This is a genomic window from Vibrio sp. Y58_MX_L22, from assembly GCF_024181865.1.
GTDB classification, from domain to species: domain Bacteria; phylum Pseudomonadota; class Gammaproteobacteria; order Enterobacterales; family Vibrionaceae; genus Vibrio; species Vibrio alginolyticus.
Genome location: NZ_JAMZAN010000002.1, coordinates 520,688 through 542,283 on the forward strand (window position 1 = coordinate 520,688; position 21,596 = coordinate 542,283).

General features: G+C 44.0%; 18 protein-coding genes. 9 read left to right on the forward strand and 9 right to left on the reverse strand.

Annotated elements, in window-relative coordinates:
• Positions 1 to 67: 67 nt before the first annotated feature.
• Positions 68 to 2,227, reverse strand: a complete 2,160-nt coding sequence (locus NL626_RS07440; protein WP_017635248.1) for a prolyl oligopeptidase family protein — start codon at positions 2,225 to 2,227, stop codon at positions 68 to 70.
• 206 nt (positions 2,228 to 2,433) lie between these two features.
• Positions 2,434 to 4,005 (reverse strand): ABC-F family ATP-binding cassette domain-containing protein, encoded by a 1,572-nt coding sequence (locus tag NL626_RS07445; protein WP_085569317.1) that lies wholly within the window; start codon positions 4,003 to 4,005, stop codon positions 2,434 to 2,436.
• A gap of 445 nt (positions 4,006 to 4,450) precedes the next feature.
• Here NL626_RS07445 and NL626_RS07450 point away from each other — a divergent pair, with 445 nt between their 5' ends.
• From NL626_RS07450 to NL626_RS07460, 3 genes are all read left to right on the forward strand, one after another.
• The gene (locus NL626_RS07450; protein ID WP_005375398.1) at positions 4,451 to 4,876 is read left to right on the forward strand and encodes a universal stress protein; all 426 of its coding nucleotides are present in this window, start codon (positions 4,451 to 4,453) and stop codon (positions 4,874 to 4,876) included.
• Positions 4,877 to 5,042: 166 nt separating this feature from the next.
• Positions 5,043 to 5,660: an NAD(P)H-dependent oxidoreductase gene (locus NL626_RS07455; protein ID WP_005375391.1), complete on the forward strand. Its 618-nt coding sequence runs from the start codon at positions 5,043 to 5,045 to the stop codon at positions 5,658 to 5,660.
• A complete protein-coding gene (locus tag NL626_RS07460) occupies positions 5,657 to 7,621 on the forward strand; it encodes a monovalent cation:proton antiporter-2 (CPA2) family protein (protein WP_005375390.1) in 1,965 nt (654 codons plus the stop codon). Before NL626_RS07455 ends, NL626_RS07460 begins: the two co-directional genes overlap by 4 nt.
• Positions 7,622 to 7,713: 92 nt before the next feature.
• Here NL626_RS07460 and NL626_RS07465 read toward each other — a convergent pair whose 3' ends face one another.
• Entirely contained in the window at positions 7,714 to 8,007 is a 294-nt protein-coding gene (locus tag NL626_RS07465; RefSeq protein ID WP_005375389.1) for a hypothetical protein, read from the reverse strand.
• A gap of 245 nt (positions 8,008 to 8,252) precedes the next feature.
• Between NL626_RS07465 and NL626_RS07470 the strand changes: the two genes are divergently transcribed.
• The gene (locus NL626_RS07470; RefSeq protein WP_005375388.1) at positions 8,253 to 8,546 is read left to right on the forward strand and encodes a helix-turn-helix transcriptional regulator; all 294 of its coding nucleotides are present in this window, start codon (positions 8,253 to 8,255) and stop codon (positions 8,544 to 8,546) included.
• A 107-nt stretch (positions 8,547 to 8,653) separates the two neighbouring features.
• On the opposite strand, the gene NL626_RS07475 is transcribed toward NL626_RS07470, so the two are convergent.
• Positions 8,654 to 10,003: an alpha-amylase family protein gene (locus NL626_RS07475; RefSeq protein ID WP_033906794.1), complete on the reverse strand. Its 1,350-nt coding sequence runs from the start codon at positions 10,001 to 10,003 to the stop codon at positions 8,654 to 8,656.
• A 520-nt stretch (positions 10,004 to 10,523) separates the two neighbouring features.
• Between NL626_RS07475 and NL626_RS07480 the strand changes: the two genes are divergently transcribed.
• Both NL626_RS07480 and NL626_RS07485 read left to right on the forward strand, forming a co-directional pair.
• Positions 10,524 to 10,880 carry a MerR family transcriptional regulator gene (locus NL626_RS07480; RefSeq protein WP_005375386.1) on the forward strand — a complete coding sequence of 119 codons (357 nt, stop codon included), beginning with the start codon at positions 10,524 to 10,526 and terminating at the stop codon, positions 10,878 to 10,880.
• A gap of 58 nt (positions 10,881 to 10,938) precedes the next feature.
• Positions 10,939 to 11,316 (forward strand): carboxymuconolactone decarboxylase family protein, encoded by a 378-nt coding sequence (locus tag NL626_RS07485; protein ID WP_158173185.1) that lies wholly within the window; start codon positions 10,939 to 10,941, stop codon positions 11,314 to 11,316.
• A 77-nt stretch (positions 11,317 to 11,393) separates the two neighbouring features.
• On the opposite strand, the gene NL626_RS07490 is transcribed toward NL626_RS07485, so the two are convergent.
• Both NL626_RS07490 and NL626_RS07495 read right to left on the reverse strand, forming a co-directional pair.
• Positions 11,394 to 11,624, reverse strand: coding sequence for a PAS factor family protein (locus NL626_RS07490; protein ID WP_005375384.1), 231 nt, complete (start codon positions 11,622 to 11,624; stop codon positions 11,394 to 11,396).
• Positions 11,625 to 11,906: 282 nt separating this feature from the next.
• On the reverse strand, positions 11,907 to 14,333 hold the full coding sequence (locus NL626_RS07495; RefSeq protein ID WP_158173186.1) for a M9 family metallopeptidase: 2,427 nt from the start codon (positions 14,331 to 14,333) through the stop codon (positions 11,907 to 11,909).
• Between the two features lie 448 nt (positions 14,334 to 14,781).
• Here NL626_RS07495 and NL626_RS07500 point away from each other — a divergent pair, with 448 nt between their 5' ends.
• Positions 14,782 to 15,759 (forward strand): hypothetical protein, encoded by a 978-nt coding sequence (locus tag NL626_RS07500; RefSeq protein WP_053303803.1) that lies wholly within the window; start codon positions 14,782 to 14,784, stop codon positions 15,757 to 15,759.
• Positions 15,760 to 15,790: 31 nt separating this feature from the next.
• On the opposite strand, the gene accD is transcribed toward NL626_RS07500, so the two are convergent.
• On the reverse strand, positions 15,791 to 16,654 hold the full coding sequence (gene accD, locus NL626_RS07505) for an acetyl-CoA carboxylase, carboxyltransferase subunit beta (RefSeq protein ID WP_017821534.1): 864 nt from the start codon (positions 16,652 to 16,654) through the stop codon (positions 15,791 to 15,793).
• Between the two features lie 141 nt (positions 16,655 to 16,795).
• Here accD and NL626_RS07510 point away from each other — a divergent pair, with 141 nt between their 5' ends.
• Positions 16,796 to 17,695, forward strand: a complete 900-nt coding sequence (locus NL626_RS07510) for a LysR family transcriptional regulator (protein ID WP_064369126.1) — start codon at positions 16,796 to 16,798, stop codon at positions 17,693 to 17,695.
• Between the two features lie 148 nt (positions 17,696 to 17,843).
• Here the strand turns inward: NL626_RS07510 and NL626_RS07515 are convergent, their stop codons facing one another.
• Together NL626_RS07515 and NL626_RS07520 are read right to left on the reverse strand one after the other, a co-directional pair.
• Positions 17,844 to 19,403, reverse strand: a complete 1,560-nt coding sequence (locus NL626_RS07515; RefSeq protein ID WP_031778895.1) for a methyl-accepting chemotaxis protein — start codon at positions 19,401 to 19,403, stop codon at positions 17,844 to 17,846.
• Positions 19,404 to 19,951: 548 nt separating this feature from the next.
• Positions 19,952 to 21,028 carry a nickel/cobalt efflux protein RcnA gene (locus NL626_RS07520; protein ID WP_253657178.1) on the reverse strand — a complete coding sequence of 359 codons (1,077 nt, stop codon included), beginning with the start codon at positions 21,026 to 21,028 and terminating at the stop codon, positions 19,952 to 19,954.
• Between the two features lie 135 nt (positions 21,029 to 21,163).
• Here NL626_RS07520 and rcnR point away from each other — a divergent pair, with 135 nt between their 5' ends.
• Entirely contained in the window at positions 21,164 to 21,436 is a 273-nt protein-coding gene (rcnR, locus tag NL626_RS07525; protein WP_005375370.1) for a Ni(II)/Co(II)-binding transcriptional repressor RcnR, read from the forward strand.
• Positions 21,437 to 21,596 lie beyond the last annotated feature (160 nt).

A 21,596-nucleotide genomic window follows, 5' to 3' on the forward strand; every position in this document is an offset into this window, starting at 1 on the left:
ATTCCCTTTTATTATCGAGCGATAAATCGCCGATGCGTTTCGATAACTAAAACGCAAACAATTCGCACTATTGCAGTTTCTCTATTCCCATATTGAACAGTGCAAAACTATAAATATCTGCATTTGTCTCAATTATTTTACGCGTTGGTGTGCCTGCACCATGTCCTGCATTGGTTTCGATGCGAATTAAGGTCGGATTTGAACCCGCTTGCTTCGATTGCAACTCAGCAGCAAATTTGTATGAGTGAGCAGGAACAACACGGTCATCATGATCACCGGTTGTAATCAATGTTGCTGGGTATTCCACCCCTGCTTTTACATTGTGCACCGGCGAATAACTTTTCAGATATTGGAACATCTCTTTACTTTGCTCTGCCGTGCCGTAGTCATACGCCCAACCAGCACCTGCGGTAAAAGTATGGTAACGCAGCATATCCAGTACGCCGACTGCTGGCAGCGCCACTTTAAACAGCTCTGGACGTTGCGTCATAACGGCCCCTACTAACAAGCCACCATTCGATCCACCGTTAATGGCTAACTTGTTTGATGACGTTACCTTTTCATCAATTAGGAATTCAGCCGCAGCAATAAAGTCATCAAACACATTTTGCTTTTGCATTTGAATGCCAGCGTTGTGCCATTCTTTGCCATATTCCCCACCACCACGAATGTTCGCTACCGCGTAAACACCACCAAGCTCTAACCAAGCCGCACGTGTCGGGCTAAAAGATGGCGTGAGGCTAATGTTGAAACCGCCATAACCATATAGGATGGTTGGTGCACTGCCGTCCATCGGTGTCCCTTTTTTATAGGTGATGATCATCGGCACTTTTGTTCCGTCTTTTGAGGTGTAAAACACCTGGCGAGATTCATACAAAGCTGGATCAAATGGCGCTTTAGATTTGTAGTACACCTCGCTATCACCATCTTTGATGTTCAGACGATACGTAGTGCTTGGCATCTTGTAGTTGGTGAAAGAATAGTAGACTTCGGTTTCATCTTTTTTACCCGAGAAACCGTATGCGCTGCCAATATCAGGCAATTTGATTTCTCGGATGAGTTTGCCGTTCATGTCGTATTGCTTCACCATCGAGATCGCATCAACAATATAACTCGCAAACAAATTGCCACCCGCGGTAGAAACGCGTAACACATTCTTTGTTTCAGGAATCAAATCTTTCCAGTTTTTGGGCTGCGGCTGACTCGCATCCACCGTCACGACGCGTTTGTTCGGCGCGTTAAGGTTCGTAACCAAGTACAGCTTCGTGCCTTGGTTGTCTATCACCCAAGTATCAGAACTGGTGTTATCTAAAATGGTTTTCAGCGGGCTATTTGGCTTACTCAGGTCTTTGAAGAACAGTTTGTTGCCCGACGTCGATACGCTGGCTGAGATAAACAAGTAGCGTTCATCTTCCGACGTGTAACCCCCAACGTAGCGATACTTTTCGTCCTTTACACCACCGAAAATTAATTGGTCTTCACTTTGTTTCGTTCCAAGTTTATGAAAGTAGAGCTTGTGTTGGTCTGTCTTCGCGGAAAGTTCACTCCCTTTTGGCTTGTCATAACTTGAGTAATAGAAACCTTGATTGCCGAGCCAACTGATGCCGCTGAACTTAATATCCACCAGCGTTTCGCCGACGGGCTTTTTGGTTTCTGTGTCTAACACAATGACTTTGCGCCAATCGCTACCGCCTTCCGAAATGCTGTATGCAACCAAAGAACCATCACGTGAAAAGCTCACTCCCGCTAACGATGTGGTGCCATCTTCACTAAAAGTATTTGGATCGAGGAAAATTTCTGCTTCGCCATCACCTAACTGCCGATAAAGCACATCTTGGTTTTGTAGCCCGTCATTTTTGTAGAAATAAGTGAACTTACCCTCTTTGAACGGTTGGCTTTGCTTTTCGTAGTCCATGAGCTTAGTGATGCGCTCTTCAATCTGCTCGCGGTAAGGGATTTTCGACAGATAATCAAACGTCACTGCATTTTGTGCCTTAACCCATTCTGCGGTTTCTGGGCTGAGATCGTCTTCCAACCAGCGATAAGGATCACTCACTTTTGTACCAAAGTAGTCATCGACAACATCCACTTTTTGTGTGGTTGGATACGTGATGGTTTTCGGGGTTACCTGTTCAACCGACGATTGCGCCGCTTCATTTGCATACGCCACAGACAACACACTTCCGAGTACGAGAGCCGTTGTGAGTGCTAGGGTGTTCTTTTTCATGAAATTCCTTTTTATTTTTCTGTTGTCTTTTTGTGCAATACATCAGAACTCTACTATATATCGACAAAATGAATCTAATTTCATTAAACGAGTTGTGAAAGCCATCCTAACTCCCTCATTTCCTTCCAGTTCTACAAACTAGTAAGTGGAAGTGTAGAACTTGGGAACAATACTGAAGAGCCACGATGGCGTTTACTCTCTTTCGTCTAAGTCAGCTCGATTTGGCGCAAAACCCCAGACTCAGAAGCGAAATCTTGGTCGTGACTAATCAGAACAAATCCACCTTTGTATACATTTAACGCCTGACTAAGCATTATTTTTGACTCGAGGTCGAGATGGTTATCTGGTTCATCAAGCAGCAGCAAAGGCTGAGAATTTTGGTGGCTGACTATCAGCATCGCGAGCTTCATCTTCTCGCCACCGCTCAGTAGGCGCCCCAATCGAAACACTGCATCTCGACGAAAACCGATCCCGGCCAATAAGGTCCTCGCTTCACTTTCCGTCATCTCTTGGCAGCTCTCCATTACGTTCTCAAGTAACGAAAGATTTGGATTCACTGCACCAAAATGTTGGTCGAGATAATACAAAGGCGTATTCACTTGCAACTCACCACTCTGCAATGATAACTCGCCAAGCAACGTCTTTAACAAGGTTGACTTTCCGCAGCCATTTTTCCCTTTGAGATGGACTTTATCGTTAGCAAAAATCTGCAAAGTGATAGGAGTAGAATCCCCAAAAGGCAATATACCTTCTTGTATCGACAACACTTTTCTCGAACGGTTCGGATTATCTGCAAGATAAAACTTTTGCGCTTTGAGCTGCTCATGTCGCGATTGCAACGCCCGCTCTTTGGCTTGTAAATGCGCTTGTCTGAGTTGCTCATTCTTATTGCGATTTGAGGCGCTGGCGGTCGCGCTATCCTTTTTGCCATCAAGCAAAATTTTGGGCTGACTGCCGTCTTTGCGCAGTTTGTTCCCTTGCGCGGCGCGTTGGTCTGCTTTTTCGCGATTTTTCTGGGCTTGCTCAGCTAACCGTTTTTTGTGTTTATCGACCTGCGCTAACTGCCTTTCGACCGCTTGTAACTCAGTGCGTTTTTGCTCGGCATACACATCGTAATTTCCACCAAAAACCTGTAAGCCTAGGCCCGAGAGTTCCCAAATTTCCTCCATTGCTCGAAGCAGATCGCGATCGTGACTGATGAGTAAAATCGCGCCACCGAAATGCCTCATAGACTCTATCAACCATTGTTTCGCCTCGGTATCGAGGTGATTGGATGGCTCATCGAGAATCAAAAGCTCCGCTTCGTTTTCAAACAATTGCCATAACTGCAAACGCGCCAACTGCCCCCCACTGAGCCGAGCACAAGAGAAATCAGGGTCTTGCGGCAAGCCCATCGCAGCAAGCTGCTGTTTGAGTTTCTGTTCAATATCCCACTGTTCGCCAACCAGTTCGAACCAATGCTCAGAAACATCACCTTGTTCAATCTGCTTCAAAGCATGTAAGACCGAGTCTGTTCCCAGAAACTGGGCGATCGATTGCTGACCTGAAAGCAAATCAGACGGCTGCTGGCGATACATCATGAAAGAAGAGGGAGAAGTCACAACACCGCTGGCAGGCTGAGTTTCGCCCGCCAAAATGGAAGCCAAAAGCGACTTACCGATGCCATTGCGCCCAACCAAACCAACACGTCGTTTAGTCATGGAACAAGAAATAGACTGGAATAGCGTCTCGCCATTATCAAACTGATGGCTAACATTAAAAGCTTGTAAAACTGGCATAATTTGCCTCCTGTATGACAGGGACAACAGCCGTAGCTATGATTTGAGATTGCAACAAAACGCGTGCACAAACGCATTAAGCTCTATGTAAAGCTCGACGATAAACGTCAAATCAAAAGGTCGTCTTGTTGCAAAGAAATATCGGAAAGTGAGCTACGCCTACTAACCCTGCAGATCCAAAAAATAAGTAAAAATATGGATGACAGGTTTAGTTCTTCATGTTGGCGTAATCTCCTAGAGAAATGATGCGCAGAGTGTAGCGGCTTTTTTGTTCAAAAAGCAAGCTTTCTAACCAAATGAGTACAAAGAGAAAGTTTCACAGCAAGTTGTTATATCGTATTAACTTTTTAACAAAACTTTGAACAATTTCGAGATCTTATCAACACAATTTTTGCCCAAGCCATACTATGCTTAGGGTAAAGATAATCCACATAAGGGCGTGGTTATGAAATACAAACATATCCTTGTTGCACTCGAACTGTCAGATGAAAGCACCGTGCTTATCGACAGAGCGGTATCAATGGCAAACTATCTCGACTCCGATATCTCCTTTATCCATATTGATGGTACGCACGGAGAAATCTATCGCGAGCTTGTAGACATTAAAGAGAACCCGGATCAAAGGCCGTTGAATGAGCATTCAATGGAATGTTTAAAAACATTTAGTGATTACATGGATTACCCACTTAAACATTTCTTCGTAGGTACTGGCGACTTGGCTGATAAATTAGAGGTCACCATTAAAGAGCAAGAAGTGGATCTTCTGATTTGTGGTCACCACCAAGATTTCTGGAGCAAGATTATTTCTTACTCCAGACACTTAATTAACAAGTCACCGGTGGATATTCTAGTCGTCCCTATTCATGATTAGTAAAACGTAACACTTCCCAAAACCACCAATTTATTTGGTGGTTTTTTATTGATATTGAAACAGCTTAAACAGTTTTCCAAACTAGCTTGGCGATCATTTATGAGTTACATTTTCTAACCAACCCGCGCTCCTACTGGGCATGGTTATTTAGATAGCAAGGATCCCTATGGCAAATAAAAAAGTACTCATTCTCTTTGCTCATCCTTCCCAGCATCGTTCAGAAGTGAATACTCCACTTTTCAAAGAAGCTCAAAAAATTGAAGGCGTGACATGTGTTGATCTCTATGGCGAATACCCTCGTTTCGATATTAATATCGACCGTGAGCAGCAACGCTTACGTGAGCATGACGTGGTGATTTTCCAATTCCCACTATATTGGTATTCAACGCCTGCGATTTTAAAAGAGTGGCAAGATCTGGTTTTGGAATATGGCTTTGCTTACGGTACAGATGGCACAGCACTGCAAGGCAAGACCATGCTTTGTGTGCTGTCTGCAGGGGGCAAAGAAGAAGCTTATAAGGCAGAGGGCTACAACCACTTTACGATTCGTCAACTGCTTGCGCCTATTGAACAAATGTCCGCACTGACCGGCATGAACTACATTGCCCCTCTCGCGATGTTTGGCGCACGTACAGCAGATGAAGAAGGGCGAATCCCTCGTCATGTTGAGCGGTACAAGAGCCTGCTAACAGCTTTAGTCGAAGATAGGTTGGATGTTGAAGCTGCGGCGTCATTAATCAAGCTTAACAGCGCATTGCCAGAGCTCATTAAGGAGGCTTCATGACAGGGATATTCTTACAAGCCTTCGTATATTTGATTGCTGCTGTAATTGCAGTCCCACTTGCTAAGCGTTTGGGACTTGGGTCCGTTTTAGGCTATCTCATCGCAGGTGTGGTCATTGGCCCAATTATCGGTTTAGTCGGTGAAGAAACAACAACAATACAGCACTTTGCCGAGTTTGGCGTGGTGATGATGCTGTTTCTCGTCGGTTTAGAGCTCGAACCCAAAATGTTGTGGGCGATGCGCAATCGCTTAATGGGTTTAGGAGGTCTGCAAGTCGGTGGTACCGTCGCGGCGATTATGGGTATTGCCTTGTACTTTGACCAGCCTTGGACCATAGCCTTAGCCATAGGTTTGATCTTCGCCCTCTCTTCTACTGCGATTGTTTTGCAAACTTTTAGCGAAAAAGGATTAACGAAGACGGAAGGTGGACAAAACGCTTTCTCCGTGTTGCTTTTTCAAGATATTGCAGTGATACCAATGTTGGCGTTCATTCCTCTATTGGCCTTACCTGAATTAATTGAACAGGCACAGTCCGCGGCTCAAACAGCCGCAGCGCACCATGAAGAATTAAGCCTCGTTGCGGGGTTGCCAGGCTGGGCATACGGCATCGTAATCACAGCATCGATTGCAATCGTCGTCGTTGGTGGACACTTTTTAAGTCGACCTCTGCTCAATTATGTGGCTAGCTCTGGTTTGCGAGAAATCTTTACCGCAACTGCACTCATGCTTGTCATTGGTATCGCTGCACTAATGAGTTTAGTGGGCTTATCTCCTGCCTTAGGAACCTTCTTGGCTGGCGTTGTATTGGCGAACAGTGAATTCCGCCACGAGTTAGAATCCAATATCGAACCATTTAAAGGTCTATTGTTAGGTCTGTTCTTTATTACCGTTGGCGCAGGGATCAACTTCTCGGTCCTTTTTGGTGATTTCTGGTTGGTCATGGCATTGACCATTGGCGTGATGGTTTTGAAAGCCTTGGTGCTGTTTATTCTTGCACTGATATTTAGGGTGAAAGGCAGCAACCGCTGGCTGTTTACCCTAAGCTTGGCTCAAGCAGGTGAATTCGGCTTTGTGCTTCTAAGCTTTTCAGTGCAAAACCACGTCATCCCATTTGAACTCTCACAAACTCTTGCGTTAGTGGTTGCGATTTCGATGTTCCTGACACCAGGTTTGTTTATTCTGTTTGATAGAGTGATTCTGCCGCGCTTTGAAAGCCAGTCAAATGAACGCGAAAGCGATACGATTGAGGAAACAGGCACGGTGATCATCGCCGGCATCGGCCGCTTTGGACAAATAGTGAATCGCCTATTGGTATCAAACGGCGTGACTACCGTGGTACTTGACCATCAATCTGACCAAGTCGATAACATGCGCCAGATTGGCACTCGCGCCTATTTTGGCGACGCGACTCGACCAGATATGCTACATACAGCCGGCATTGAGCACGCCGCTGCGTTGGTTGTGGCGATTGATAACCAAGAATCGAGTGTAGAACTGGTGAAGTACGTTAAGCACACGTACCCAAAAGTAACAGTGATTGCACGTGCCTTTGACCGTGGACATGGCTATCTTTTGCGTCAAGCGGGGGCTGATATTATTGAATCAGAGACCTACCATTCTGCATTGGAGATGGGCGGTCACACAATGAAAGCCCTTGGCATTCACCCCTTCTTTGTTGAACAACAGAAGGCGACATATAAGCGTGTTGAAGCACGTAAGTCAGAAATACTTTACAAAGCTTGGGAAGATGATTCTGAAGGTGAACGCTATGACAACAATTTCCGACAACTGTTTATTCAGTTAGAGGAGAAAATGGCGGAAGAGATGCAAAAAGATCGTCATGACAAACTATCGCGGTCAGAACGTGGTTGGACACCGCCACCTAAAGGTTACGCAGATGACTTTAATGAAGATAACGTCCAAGAGCTAACACCACCAAGAGAAGAGCCTATCCAACGATAACGCACTCCATATTAAAAACCTCCCGCTTGGGAGGTTTTTATTTTTTCAGTACAGAGCCACACGCCGTGCAGGATAAAATGATCTTCTCGATATTACATAAGATCATTCATTAAAATCTCATACTCTTCGTTTGCTTCTTCCACTAAATGAGAAAGCTCTAACGCATCAGTAACTGCAAGATTGAACTGCCACGGAGTTGTGTCTTCTTTACCACAGATTCGAGTTTCACACCCACGACTCTCAAAAGACAAATCATCAAACTCTGTGGTGTGGCGCTCTTGAAGTTCAACAATCTCAACTTCTAATTTACCAACAGGGTTGACTTTAACGTGGGCATGTAACTCCGAACTGTTAGACAAACAATAATCTCTATGAACCGCAATCATGGCCGCCTCCTTGGTCTGCCAACTGACAACTCAACATTGAGTGTAGACGAGGGATTTTGAACGTGGCGTGAAATAATAATGAAGATTGATCTGTCTCATTAGAACAGACAATTGTTGTCATGAAGGCATTAGCCAGCATGAATCTCATCTGATTTAAATTGTTCTGAGATCGTAATAGTTGGCATTTACCGAGACTTTCCCTATTATCGAAACAAAATTACTGTGGTCATTCTTTAGAGGTCAGTATGGAGCTTGAAGCCGTTGCTAAAGCACTAAAAGAGTTAGGGCATCCGACTCGTTTAAGTATTTACAAAGAAGTCGTCAAAGCGGGATACAAAGGTATCGCGGTAGGCGGCGTACAAGAAAAGCTTGGCATTCCAGCATCCACTCTCTCTCATCATATCTCGAGCCTTGCTTCAGCCGGTCTTCTCACCCAGCGCCGTGAGGGTAGAACCCTTTTTTGTGTTGCAGAATATCAGTGCTTAGATGACGTAATTGGTTTTTTAAAAGCAGAATGTTGCGTTAACGAGTGCTCATAAATTTCTAGCAAAAACGAGAGAGTTTGAGTTTATATTGAACTTCAGCAGAACGTGAATGACGATGAAAAACAACACACCGAAGTTGCTAACCTCGGTGTGTACATCTTCTACTTCGCGACGAGTAACATCGACGACTTAGATGGTACGATTAACTTACCGTCAGTTGGAATGATTTGTTCTGTCATCAAATCAACCCAATTACCATCGATTTTTAATGTCAAAGACTGTTGACGCTGTGATTTATTAAGCACCACAATACCTTTGTCACCTCGCTTCAGTACGAGCATGTCATCGTTACCTTCAAGAACACTCATCGGCTCGCCATGCGTCATATTATGGAACTGGATCATTTTTGCCATTCTCGGATCGCTCCATGCACCTTGCCATCTTGGCTGACCATTTTTACCTTTAATACCGCTGGTGTTTAAGTCGGTATAAATCAACGGCACACCACCATCTCGGCCTAGAATATAGGCATAAGCTAACCATTCATTTTCCTCGTCCATGATGAGATCAAGAAAGACATCATTGTTAGGAATATCATGTGTGATAGCAAATGTAATCGCACGACCGGGGGACAAAGCCTGACCAAAACAATAGGGATCAATCAGAGACTTGAAGCTGCCCTTTTTAGCAAACGCCTTAAACATGGTTGAGAACAAAGGGAAATCGTACGCACCTAGGCGAGTTTCCTGTAGATACGGCTCAAGAAACAGCTGATACTCTTCTTCCGTCGCACCGCCATCGGTAATAATTTCACCAAATATATGCACATCCCGCGTGATGTCGTCTGTCCAAACACGCTTAAGATGCTCTAACGTCATGTGTTTCGCAGCGTCAATACGAAAACCTTTCACACCAATAGCTTTCAGCGCCTTTAGGTACGCTCGCTGCTGTTCAACGACATGGTCACAAACACGAAGAGTTGGCAAGCCAGGGTCGGTTGGCCCACCTGTGATACGTCCGTTTTGAACCTGCCACTTATCTTTCCAGTCTTTGATGCCGAATGCTTCAACAAAGTCCTCTTCATCAAAAAGTGGTTGAGATAGATCGCCAAACAACGCTAGCGACTGATATTTCTGTTTGTCGTTCTGGTATTCCTCCAAGACCTCTTGTCTTGGGTACTGAAGGTCTCTGCGAAGGTGGGCCTCATTTGCCATATGGTTAAACACTACGTCGGCATAAACCCACACACCAACTTGCTCCAGTTCACGAACCATATGAATAAAATCTTTGGTATCACCCAAGGCATTATCGATAACACGATAATCTTGTGGTTGATAACGCTGCCACCAGCGCTCATCGTGTGCGCTTTTCATTGGTGGCGAAACCAACACAGAGCCATAACCAAGCTCGCGGATTTCTTTTGCTCGTTGGGCAATGTCAGCATACTTCCAATCAAACGCATGTAAGATAACGTTTGCACCGAATGATTGTGTTTCCTGTGAGCCACTCATGTTGTTCTCCTGCTCGTTTCCACTCACGATTACTTGTTTGCATTTTTTTGTGAGTGAATTCAATAATCGAAATTATAAAAGCTATTCATCAGAGGCACTCACCCTTTTAGCACTAACTCAAGGCTGAAATCGAAGGCGTAGCGACTCATCCATTGCACAGCGATAAATCGTTCTGAGTGAATAACGGGCACACAACATACAACCCAAACAGCCCAACACAAAGCTAAGAAATTGTTTTTATTAACAAAAACTTAAATTTAAAAAGATAAAACATAAGACCTATGTACGCCCTAAAATAGGCCCAAAGGATAAAAATAGCCAAGCCAACCCGTTGAGTAATCAATTGTTAATAAAACGAAACTGGCAGATGGATCACGTTTGGCGCGTTTCAAAAATCCAGTAAATCACCATACCTAGCGTTAAAAGACTAAAGATTTCTGTTTGTATCTGTCCCGAAATGACTTCAAAATGCGAAACTTAGCTTATCTCTATGGGGTATGCTCTACCTTGGAGGATAATAATGAATATCAAAGAATTTTCTGACCTCGTCGGGCTATCTGCTCATACACTTCGATACTATGAAAAAATCGGTTTACTTAAACATGTCCATAGAAACGCGAGTGGACATCGAATGTATAGTTCGAAAGATCTAAACTGGATAAGCTTTGTTAAGCGTTTAAAAGAAACTGCAATGCCACTTGAAGAGATTCTAGAGTATGCCAAATTAAGGGAAGTCGGCTCTCAATCTGTACCACAACGTCAAGCCCTGTTAGAACAACACCAAGAAAACCTCAAACGCCACATTGAGCAACAGAAAAAGCACTTATCGGCTCTAGAAGAAAAAATTGCCTTGTATAAAAGCGGAAAAGTTCGTTGACTTAGAGTTAACTCTAACGATTAAGGTGTGTTTACATTTATTCACTAGGAACATACCGATGGAACAATCACGCTTTAACAAAGGATTAGAACTACTCTCTCGAATTGATGGCGACGCTGGTCATAATGTCATCGAAAGCTTACAAGATATTTGTCCAGATTTAGCTCAGTACACCATTGAGTATCCGTTTGGCGATATTTATGCTCGCCCAGGCTTAGACCTAAAATCGAGAGAAATCGCAACCGTCGCCGCGCTAACGGCAATGGGGAATTGCGCGCCGCAACTAAAAGTGCACTTAAATGCAGCGCTGAATGTAGGCTGTAGCGAGGATGAGATTAAAGAGATCATTTTGCAGATGTCCGTCTACGCAGGTTTTCCCGCGGCATTAAACGGCATGTTTGCATTCAAAGAAGTGCTAGCGGAAAGAGCAGAGTAATAACGACGTTGAAATCAATTTAACCGCAATTAAAAACGGCCCTTGGGGTTCGGGCCGTGATTAAAACAACGAGTGAATTAGCGCTCAGGAGTTTCAAGCAGTTTAACCGCGCAATCTACCGCGTTGTTAATGCCTTGACTGCTCTCCAACTTGCCTGAACTTGCAGGACCAAGGGCACAAGAATACAAAGCCAGCTGCTTATCGAACGGCAGATCCAACTGTTCATAGAGATTTTGTCGGATTCTTGCATGTTGTTCTGGTTCTTGGTTAGCAAGGCTAATCAACGTTTCATAAATAAGCGTTTTCATGTCTTTCCCTTTTCACTTTATTGCACGGGGTGCATATATATTGTATCCATTTGGGAAGCACAAATCAGAAGCTAGGTCACAGAACGCGTCGCTAAAAAAGTTTATGTGCGCGGTAAATTGCAATACAAACCTAAAGCCGTTTAGAAAAAGGGCAACTGATAACTCGATAGATCAGCCGATTAACTAGCATTCGCCGCTGTTTGTTTATAATCGTGTCCGATATAAACAAAAACGTCGCTGTATCAGCGACGTTTTATCTCGACTTTAGTTAATCGAACCTGTTTAGTTGAAGTGCACTAGCATTTCAACGTCATCGCCTTGCTCTGGAGCCTGAAGAGCGAAGTGCACGTACCCTGCTTCAGTAACAGGAATCGCAAGGTATTCATTGCTGCCTGCATAGTTGGACGCATACTCGTGCTGCTCTACTGTAGGCCAATGCTCCCTACTCGCGTATAGATCGACATTACCAGTTTGAGAGTGAGCCGTTAGCCATACACGAACCTCTTCAACACCTTCAGGCACATAAACTGCTGCATAACGCTGCTTGTGAACGGTAAGCATTTTGGCTTCACCAGACTCTAATACCACAGGTGCTAAATCATCTTGCACTTGGGTTGGCGGTGTTTGCGCTTCCACTTCTAACGCAGCCACAAGATTCACTGAGTCATAGCTATCACGTCCAGTTAAGCTGATGTAGTAACGACCCGCTTTAACGTAACCATCTTGCTCTGGTTCAAACACAATCTCTTCATTGCTGCCATCAGCATATTGACTCATTTCGAAATCATAGTAATGCGCGACTTTGTTGTAGCTCATGTAAAGATCCGCATCACCCGCACCCTCAATAGATACATTGAAGTTAACGGTGTTGGCTGGAACATCAACGTAGAACAGTTTTTCGCTGTATGCTTCGCCACTAAGCTGAAGGCTTTGGTTCGCCGTCAATTCAGTCACTTGTGCTTCAGGGCTTGTTGGTTCTGTTGGCTCTTCTGGGTCTGTATCAGGTTGCTCAGGTTCCACTTTTAATGTGTCCAACCAACGTTCAAACTCAGCATCGTATTGTTGACCTAAAGACGTCACCTGCTGTGCCCATTGTTCGAACTGGCCAGAGCGCGACAATGCCAACAAGCTTTCGACGTCTTGTGGATGATTTTCTAACATGAATCGAACAGCTAGATAACCCCAACGATAGATACGATTGGTATCGTGAGAGTACGTGGTATCAAACACAGTGGAAAGGCTCAGTTTACCATCTGCAATCAGCTCAATCGCAGCTTGGTAACCTTGCTTGTAATGCATGTATTCAGCAAAACCTTCTAGCCACCAAACAATATGACCATGAGCCAAGTTATCGCTGAACGAACCGTATTGGTTAAATCGTGCATCTAAATAGTGCGTGTATTCATGTTCTAGGTTCAAGATAGAGAGATCTTCACCATTCGCGTAGCGATAAGCGACGAAACGCGCAGTATTGTCCGCTTTTGAAGGGTCACCTTCTAGGTACTGACCACCGTTGTCCGTTGTATTACCAAATAGGAATGAAGAGTAATCAACGTAACTAGCGTTACTCGCGAATACCGCCACTTCAACACGATCATTCAAATCATCAGCGACAGGTTGATTACCCGTATTCGCAACTCGATGGAAGTCGGCTTCTTTTGCCGCTAGCACTTCACACGCTTTCGCTGCTTGAGCATCGGTCAGATCCTCAGAGCGAATAATGGCAGGTCCCTGACATTCAAAACGATTTGGCATTACACGTGCAGCTAAATCTTGCTTGGCTTGCTCAATATTCAGACCATTTAGGCCTTCTGGTGCGTAGTAGCTCATCATTTCAACGGCAGCAAGCCATAGTTTGTCATGCTCACTACCCAGTGGATAACGCTGCATCACCTGTTGCATTACTGCCAATGCTTTGCGTTTGGTCTCCTGATCTGGGCTCGCGAGCAAACGACCAGTTTCACGTAATGCATTGAAAACGATAAAGCTTGCATCCGTATCTAATGCCCAAGCATTATCAGATGCGAATTTCACCAACGTATCAATATGGTGTGTATTGTTTGCCATGTATCGGTAGAACGCATCGTTCGCCGCATGGCCTGCCATAGAGCGGAACAAGTTGTTTAAACCATCGACCCATTGCGTGTCCTGCGCGGTTTCACGATTAAAGTGCATCAACGCGGCCATCATGCTATCCATGGTCAGCGGCAACTGCTTAACGTTATCAACCATCAAAGTCAGGCTCTTCATTGCACCAACTTGTTCACGACCTTGATCCAAAGCATGAGGGTTGTTTAGGAATAGGTTCGTCGACTGAGCAAAACGCTGACTCAACGCTTGCGAAAACTCAGGTGTACCAGTACCAGCGTTGTAGCGAACGTAGTAGGCCGCTCGAATAAATTCGCCTAGGTTCTCTAGAATACGAGCTTGATCTGCTTCACCACGATAGCGAGCGATTTCTTGATCCAGCGCGACTTGGATACGGCTTAGGCTCGCTTCACTATAGATATCATTCAGCGTTTCTGAAGGTGCTGAAAACCAAGCGTGGTAGCAATCATACTCAGCACCAGAAACGGCAGTAGCCAGATCTCGCGATTGTTGTAAATCAGCAACAGCACACTGATTTTGTGCAAAAGAGAAGCCAGACACACTCGCTAGCATACAAGCAAGCGCCAAACGATGGCGCGGGAAAAAACGGATATGAGACATAACAACACTCATTGATTATTAACATACATTGAGTGGGGGTTTATATTCTTTACAGCTCAAACAGTGAAATCAGTGTCATAAAATTTATGAAACCGCTCCCAAAAATAGGTCTTTTACTCTAATTAAATGGGAGCAATCCCACTCCAAAAAAACTCACAATTATCAATAAAAACATTAATTTACCTTTTTCTAAATAACGACTTTATGAGGAAAATTGCCCTTAAACGCCCCCCTTAACTCTTCCAGATAGAGTTCACGACAATCAAAGGTTCTAAATTAAATTTTGATGCTTGATACCATCTATTTTTATTTGTGACTCATTCCCAATAAGTCATAGAGTGCATATCAAAAGGTTGGCATTAATGGTAAATTCTCCGCCAAATCAAACACATTTACTCCTCCAGTCATTGATGAGTGAATAAAGCAGATATTTGGCTAGGGATAATACATGTCACTTTGGGGATTTTTGGGAGCGGGGATTGCCTACTTCATGACAACGTTTGCCTTTGTTTTTGGCGGCATTTTTTGGTTATGTGCTGAAGGTAATACATTAAGAGAAACAAAGCGCCAATCATCAATAATGTCCGGGGTTATTGCTTGTACTATTGGAACTTGGGTGCTTGCTTTTGGTGTTTACGTTTACGGTTACTTTTGGGATAACTCTTCTCACTATTATTTTTATTTGCTCGCTCCATGGGGACTTGCCATTTTTGGGGTAAAACTTCGTAACCGCTGGGTTAAGCAATACGCGCGTGTAAAACACGCAAAAGAAGAACAGTGGCAAAAGCGCTGGCGAGAATTATTAGGGGAAGATACTGAAGAGCTTCCACCATATACACATGATTACGAGCTCTACTCGGGCATTTGGCAAGCCAATGAAGCGCTCCAAGAACAGTGTTTTGCAGCCCTTCCTCACGGGAAAGCAGTCTACGAGAGAGTGAAAGCCTTCCAAACGATGGCCTCCCCCGCTGGTGACATAAACAATCAAGTTTTGCTGAGTAAACTCGATCAACTAGAGGATGAAATCATTCAAGTTCTTGAGCAACACTCGCAAAAGAAAGTAAGCATTGAAACTGGCGCAGGTACTTTACACAAAGAGTCAAAACGCAATGTTTATCACCATGAGAATGGCCCAACAGAAGAGCAACTGTACGACTCAATCAACCTCCAACATGATTTGGATCGAGAGCTACGCAACATTATCTATGATCGGCTCGGTTACGATGGCGAAGATGAGTACTTTTTCCTCCAAGCGCCACTCGAAGAGCTTACCGAGAATGAAACCGCAATCAACTGGATGCTCTGGGGGTTAGTAAGCGACCATTTTGCTGTTGACCCATACCAAACGGCGTTGGATCTCAGCCTAATGAATGCGGAACCAAGATGGGGGCAAAATGAACGGTTTGTAATGATTACGGCTCAATAAACGCAAGTACTAAGTCTAACTTTAATACAACCTATTCTGAGACCACCCTCGCGTTGGTTAACTTAGCCAGTAAGCGGCCAACGCGATCGCGCATTTCACGTCTATCGACAATCATATCTAGCGCACCATGCGCTAGTAAAAATTCACTTCGCTGAAACTCGTCTGGTAGCTTTTCACGTACCGTTTGCTCAATGACCCGTCTTCCCGCAAAGCCAATACTTGCTTTAGGTTCACCAATATTGATGTCTCCTAACATGGCTAAACTCGCCGAGACGCCACCATAAGTTTGGTCCGTCAATACTGAGATATAGGGTAATCTGTGCTCAGATAAGTGGTTTAACGCGGCGCTGGTTTTTGACATTTGCATGAGAGCCACCAAAGACTCTTGCATGCGCGCCCCTCCGCAAGCGGAAAAACATACTAACCCAGATTTTGTATTAATTGCGCTTTCAACTGCTCGGACAAACTTCTCGCCAACCACTGCGCCCATCGAGCCTGCCATGAAAGAGAATTCGAATGCACACGCAACAACAGGCAGCCCCAATAACTTGCCCTCCATCACCACCAACGCATCTTTTTCTCCAGTCGTTTTCTGTGCTAAAGCAATTCGCTCTTTATATCGCTTTAAGTCTTTAAAACCCAAAATATCTTGTGGCTCCAACTCACTTGCCAACTCTTGTTGTGTTCCATGGTCCAGAAAAGAGATCAACCTTTGACGCGCAGCCATTCTCATGTGATATGAGCATTTAGGGCATACTTCCAAATTTTCTTTTAACGCGGCACGATAAAGTATTTGTTCACACTCAGGACACTTTGTCCAAACGCCCTCAGGGATAGACGCTTTGCGCGAACCTATTATATTTTTATTCTCAAATAACCGTTCTAACCAGCTCATAAATTCACCACTATTGATTACGTTCTAGCGCGATATCTCGTTGTTTGTTCGCTTAAACTTGTAAATAAAATTGTATGTAACTTAGTACAGGGATAAAGTGCGATATGCTGGCTTGATAATCCAATAAAGTGGGATAATGAAATGTTTGATAACGTTGACCAAATCTGGTTAAAAAGTTTTCACTGTGTTTATGAGAACAACAGCTTTAAGCGAGCCGCTGAGTGTTTGAATATACCAACATCAAATATCAGCCGACACATTGCCCTGCTTGAAGAAAAGTTAAACATTAGGTTGTTCAATAGAACAACAAGGCGAATGACGCCTACCGAGGCTGGAGAAGAGCTCTATAGCAGCACTCGTCCGTTATTGGAGCAACTCAACGCCGCACTAGAAACGGTAACGCGCCACTCACACACGGTAACAGGGGAACTGCGAATTCTTATGCCAGACACACCTGTACTCGCCAAAGCGGTTGTCACCTTTTGCACGCAATACCCGTCAATCTCTTTGTCTTGCGATACAACGCTAAACCCTAAAGATGATGTTATTGACAGCTTTGATGTCATTTTGAGTTTTCATAGAGGGACTTTGTCAGACAGTAACTGGGTGGCGAGAGAGATAAAACGCTGGCCCAGTGCCATTTTAGCCGCGCCTCAACTAATTGAGAAATACGCCACCCCTTACAAAATTACGGATCTAAGTCATGTTCCCTGCATCACGACGCTTACCGCAGTAAATGGTGCACCATGGGTATTCAGAAGCCCTGCTGGGGGCCATATTACTCAAACTGTGCAATCTTCATTCAAAGTAAACAGCGGTCATCTCGCCAGATATGGCGCGTTATCAGGGCTTGGGTACGCAATATTGCCAATTGAGTCATGCCAAAATGAGATCAAAAATGGTGAGCTAGAAATCGTCACTCTAGAGTACGAACCTGAGGATTTAGTGCTTTACGCCTTTTACTCGTCTAGAAAACATGTAGCTAAGAAAATATCTATGTTTGTTGAACATTTAAAGCAAAATGCGAAACTTAACGCTTAGCTAAGCTTTACTCAACTAATTTATCATATTTTGTTTTATCGTCTAGAAAGGACAGACACCGCTAAGCGATTTGAGACTCGATTTTTTCAAATAAAAAAGCCAGCAATTAACATTTACTGGCTTTTTATTAAAGAGGGTCAGTTGGCGTTTAGATTCTAAACGCTCCCACGTGACGATCGAGTGTTCGCGATAGCTCCGCGAGTTGTTGACTTGATGCTTCTAGTTGCTCACTCGCCGTTAGCGCACTTTTCACTGAGTGGCTGACGGTATCCATGTTCATATTAATTTCGTTTGCTACCGTTGATTGCTGTTCTGTTGCGGTTGCTACTTGAGTATTGATATCTGAAATAGTCGTCACTTGTGCAGCTATTGCTTCTAAAGCCTGTCGAGCTAACTCAGTTTCTGCCGTTCCTTCTTCAATAAGAGTCTTACTATTACTCATTGAATTCACCGCACTTTGAGCTTCAGTTTGTAGCTGGTGAATCATATTGTCAATTTCATCGGTAGAATGAGCCGTTTTAGTCGCTAGGTTGCGAACTTCATCAGCGACTACTGCAAAACCTCGGCCGGCATCACCAGCGCGTGCCGCTTCGATAGCCGCATTGAGAGCCAATAGATTGGTTTGCTCCGAAATACCTCTAATCACCTCTAGAATACTACCAATCGACTGAGTATTTTCAGCAAGACTCACGATAATGTTGGAAGTGCTGTTCATCTCGTTTTCAAGATTAGTCATCGCCGTTTTGGTTCTTTCTAGCGTCGTGTAGCCATCTTGCGCTTCATTACTTGCTGCACTCGCAGCATTTGCCGCTCCGGCAGCATTGGAGGCAATTTCATTGACCGTCGCAATCATTTCGTTCATGGATGTGACAACCAGCATGGTTTGCTCGTTCTGCTCTTGCCCTCTTGTGAGCGCTTGTTGAGATTGCCCACGCAAAGCGACAGCTGAACTATTAAGCTCCACACCAGTATTTACAACTTGTGTAATAATCTCATGTACTTTCCCAACAAAAACGTTGAAAGCAGAAGAAATTTGCGCGACTTCGTCATTACCTTTCGCTGGCAAACGAACGGTTAAGTCTCCGTCTCCTTTTGAGATGTCTTGTAGAGCGTCTTTAAGCGCAGAAAGCGGTCTCATCAGTTTATTTAGCAGAAGTGACAGAATCAAAACACACATAACGAAGATCGCCACCATAGAGATCAACTGGTAAGTAATAATTCCATTCGTCGCTTGGCTCACTTCGGTAATAGGAATACCGATATCAAAAGTACCGTATAACTGACCATCCACATAAATTGGTGCCATGATGTCAAACACCCATACTTTCTGGACATCGGCATACCACTTTGAGTACTGTTGAACACCTCTCGTCGCGCCTTCAACAGTATATTCATCGTTATAGGTTTTGTTCAGCTTGTGCTTATCACTGTGGGCTACTGCCGTTACGTTACGGTCAATTACAACGGCATAACTCACGTCTGAACGTTGTTTCAGCCCCTCAACAAGCGATTGTAAATCTTGCATTGGATTGGCTGAGTTCTCCAAAATATAACTCGCATTTCCCGCTAGAAACTCAGCTTGAACTTGGGATTTGTTTAAGATGATGTCATCGATTTTCTGACTCGAAATTAGGTACGTTGATGCCATACTCGCCACGACAGCAATACCAAACATGGCGCAGACTGCTAATAAGATGATTCTTTTCATTATAATTGTCTCAATACAATTCAATTGATGCTCATTAATCGAGCGCTAAGCCTTTCTTCTCCAAAACCAACCAAACTGCATTTTGGGTCTGTTTGGCAGAGCAAGACATAACTTTATAACTATGTATCTGCTTGGTTCCCGATTACTTTAGACAGAAGGAAAAAAAGTCTTCAAAACGTCACATTTCTACGAGGTTTGGCGAAGGGACGAGTACGCAAAAGGAAACGTTTGCATAGTTAAATTTAACTATGCGACCAAATTGGTATCGAACATTAAAGAAAAGAGTGCTAATTAGCGTTTTGCCGTCGGGAGCGCTGTGGTCAGTGCTCCCGTTTTATCATTTAGTATCTCAGGTTCAGATATTAGAGCCACAATCGCAGCGGTTGTAATCCGAGATGCTTGGTGAAGCGAGAATGACTTGGTTTGTAGATATGGCAGCGATGTCAGATCGAGTGATTCTCAATCAAGAATCGGCAGCAAAATATGCAAACCCAGGCATTAAGCCATTGCCCATAAAAAAGAAAGGAAAAAAATCTTTACCACAGAGTTTAACTTGTCAGCGATATGTATCCATGCATACCCATGTACAAACCAACTGCACTGATCAAGACGCCCGATAAGTAAGGAGCTCGACGTGCAACATCATTCAAACCGCTCCATTTAGATGTCGCTTTTTGCACGCCCACTGCTGCCACAACGCCAACAGCAACCAGAGTCAAGGCTAAGCCAATACTGAATGACACAACTAAAGTCGCACCAAGAGTCATTGCCTTAAGCTGCAAACAGATAAGCAAAACCGTTACCGCAGCAGGGCATGGAATCAAACCGCCCGTTAATCCAAACAGCAGAATTTGCCCATTCGTCACGTCTCGATTCTCAAAGCGCTTTTGAATGTCTAAAGCGTGAGCGCGCTCGTGAGCATCTTGATATTCCTTATCTTCGCTTTCTAAATGAGAACCAGGACGGAAATGTACATCAAAGTCATGGGTATGATCATGGTGCCCGATGATCAAAGTGACAGAAAGTCCATTAGAGACTTTAATGCAAGACGCCGATTCCAAGTATCCATCACGCTCTATAAAGTGATAAATATCAGCAGGTTGATAACCATCACTCGATACCGAAACCTTGATACCTTCAGCAGTTAAAGGTTTACCGCTGAGTGTTCGCAACTGGAAACGGTGATGCTCCCCTTCCTCTGTAATCGAAAGCGAAACATGCCCATGTCCTGTATCCACAACTTGCGTCGTCCAATCGCGAGCATGATCCTGAGCTTTGTTCCAAGCTCGCTCATCGCTCCATGTCCGCCAAAACATCCATACGCCGGTTGTCACGATAATGACCCCAGAGATAAGTTGCATCCATGGTTCAGCCGCTTCAGCGGTGAATTTCTGGCTAATATACATCCCGCCAACAGCGATTAACCATACAATTGCAGTGTGAGAAAGTGTGGCAGCTAAACCCAGCATCACGGCTTGTTTGACCGTTCCTTTCACCGCGACAATGAACGCCGCCATCATCGTTTTAGAGTGCCCAGGTTCTAAACCATGCAAGGCGCCAAGCAAAATGGCACTGGGAATAAAGAACCACCCATTACCTTGTTGTAGTAACGCGACAAAATCCATTGTTGTTCTCTGTTGTTGATTCTAATTTATCGCAAACTATACTCCCCCCTAGTATTAAATACTACCCCCCAGTATAAATTGAGTGCTACATTATCAGTTAGAATAACTCGGCCCGTAACGTAAAGAAGATAAGACATGTCGCATACAACCAGAGATCAAAAGAAGCTCAACACTCGAGTCAGTAAAATACAGGGTCAGGTGAACGGACTTAAAAAAATGCTGGAAGAAGAGCATGAATGCCAAGATGTGTTGCAGCAGATTGCCGCTATTCGGGGAGCAGTAAATGGTTTGATGCGAGAAGTAATTAAAGGCCACTTACTTGAGCACGTTGTACTTGAGGAAGACAAAACTCAACGTGAAAAAGATATGGAAGTCGTATTAAAAGTACTGGACTCTTATATAAAGTAACCCTACTTCGCTAGAGTAAAATCACTAGGGTTAAACTCGAATATATCCTTTATATGTAATCGCTTACTAAGCGGGAAATAACAATTCCATATCATATTAATTAAGTTGAAAATGGAACCTATATCGGTTCAAGTTAAATAGTTTATTTATAAGAACTAAA

Bases quoted from the DNA above. Each gene is read 5' to 3' on its own strand.
- NL626_RS07440 (WP_017635248.1), bottom strand. From the start codon at position 2,227: ATGAAAAAGAACACCCTAGCACTCACAACGGCTCTCGTACTCGGAAGT.
- NL626_RS07445 (WP_085569317.1), bottom strand. From the start codon at position 4,005: ATGCCAGTTTTACAAGCTTTTAATGTTAGCCATCAGTTTGATAATGGC.
- NL626_RS07450 (WP_005375398.1), top strand. From the start codon at position 4,451: ATGAAATACAAACATATCCTTGTTGCACTCGAACTGTCAGATGAAAGC.
- NL626_RS07455 (WP_005375391.1), top strand. From the start codon at position 5,043: ATGGCAAATAAAAAAGTACTCATTCTCTTTGCTCATCCTTCCCAGCAT.
- NL626_RS07460 (WP_005375390.1), top strand. From the start codon at position 5,657: ATGACAGGGATATTCTTACAAGCCTTCGTATATTTGATTGCTGCTGTA.
- NL626_RS07465 (WP_005375389.1), bottom strand. From the start codon at position 8,007: ATGATTGCGGTTCATAGAGATTATTGTTTGTCTAACAGTTCGGAGTTA.
- NL626_RS07470 (WP_005375388.1), top strand. From the start codon at position 8,253: ATGGAGCTTGAAGCCGTTGCTAAAGCACTAAAAGAGTTAGGGCATCCG.
- NL626_RS07475 (WP_033906794.1), bottom strand. From the start codon at position 10,003: ATGAGTGGCTCACAGGAAACACAATCATTCGGTGCAAACGTTATCTTA.
- NL626_RS07480 (WP_005375386.1), top strand. From the start codon at position 10,524: ATGAATATCAAAGAATTTTCTGACCTCGTCGGGCTATCTGCTCATACA.
- NL626_RS07485 (WP_158173185.1), top strand. From the start codon at position 10,939: ATGGAACAATCACGCTTTAACAAAGGATTAGAACTACTCTCTCGAATT.
- NL626_RS07490 (WP_005375384.1), bottom strand. From the start codon at position 11,624: ATGAAAACGCTTATTTATGAAACGTTGATTAGCCTTGCTAACCAAGAA.
- NL626_RS07495 (WP_158173186.1), bottom strand. From the start codon at position 14,333: ATGTCTCATATCCGTTTTTTCCCGCGCCATCGTTTGGCGCTTGCTTGT.
- NL626_RS07500 (WP_053303803.1), top strand. From the start codon at position 14,782: ATGTCACTTTGGGGATTTTTGGGAGCGGGGATTGCCTACTTCATGACA.
- accD (WP_017821534.1), bottom strand. From the start codon at position 16,654: ATGAGCTGGTTAGAACGGTTATTTGAGAATAAAAATATAATAGGTTCG.
- NL626_RS07510 (WP_064369126.1), top strand. From the start codon at position 16,796: ATGTTTGATAACGTTGACCAAATCTGGTTAAAAAGTTTTCACTGTGTT.
- NL626_RS07515 (WP_031778895.1), bottom strand. From the start codon at position 19,403: ATGAAAAGAATCATCTTATTAGCAGTCTGCGCCATGTTTGGTATTGCT.
- NL626_RS07520 (WP_253657178.1), bottom strand. From the start codon at position 21,028: ATGGATTTTGTCGCGTTACTACAACAAGGTAATGGGTGGTTCTTTATT.
- rcnR (WP_005375370.1), top strand. From the start codon at position 21,164: ATGTCGCATACAACCAGAGATCAAAAGAAGCTCAACACTCGAGTCAGT.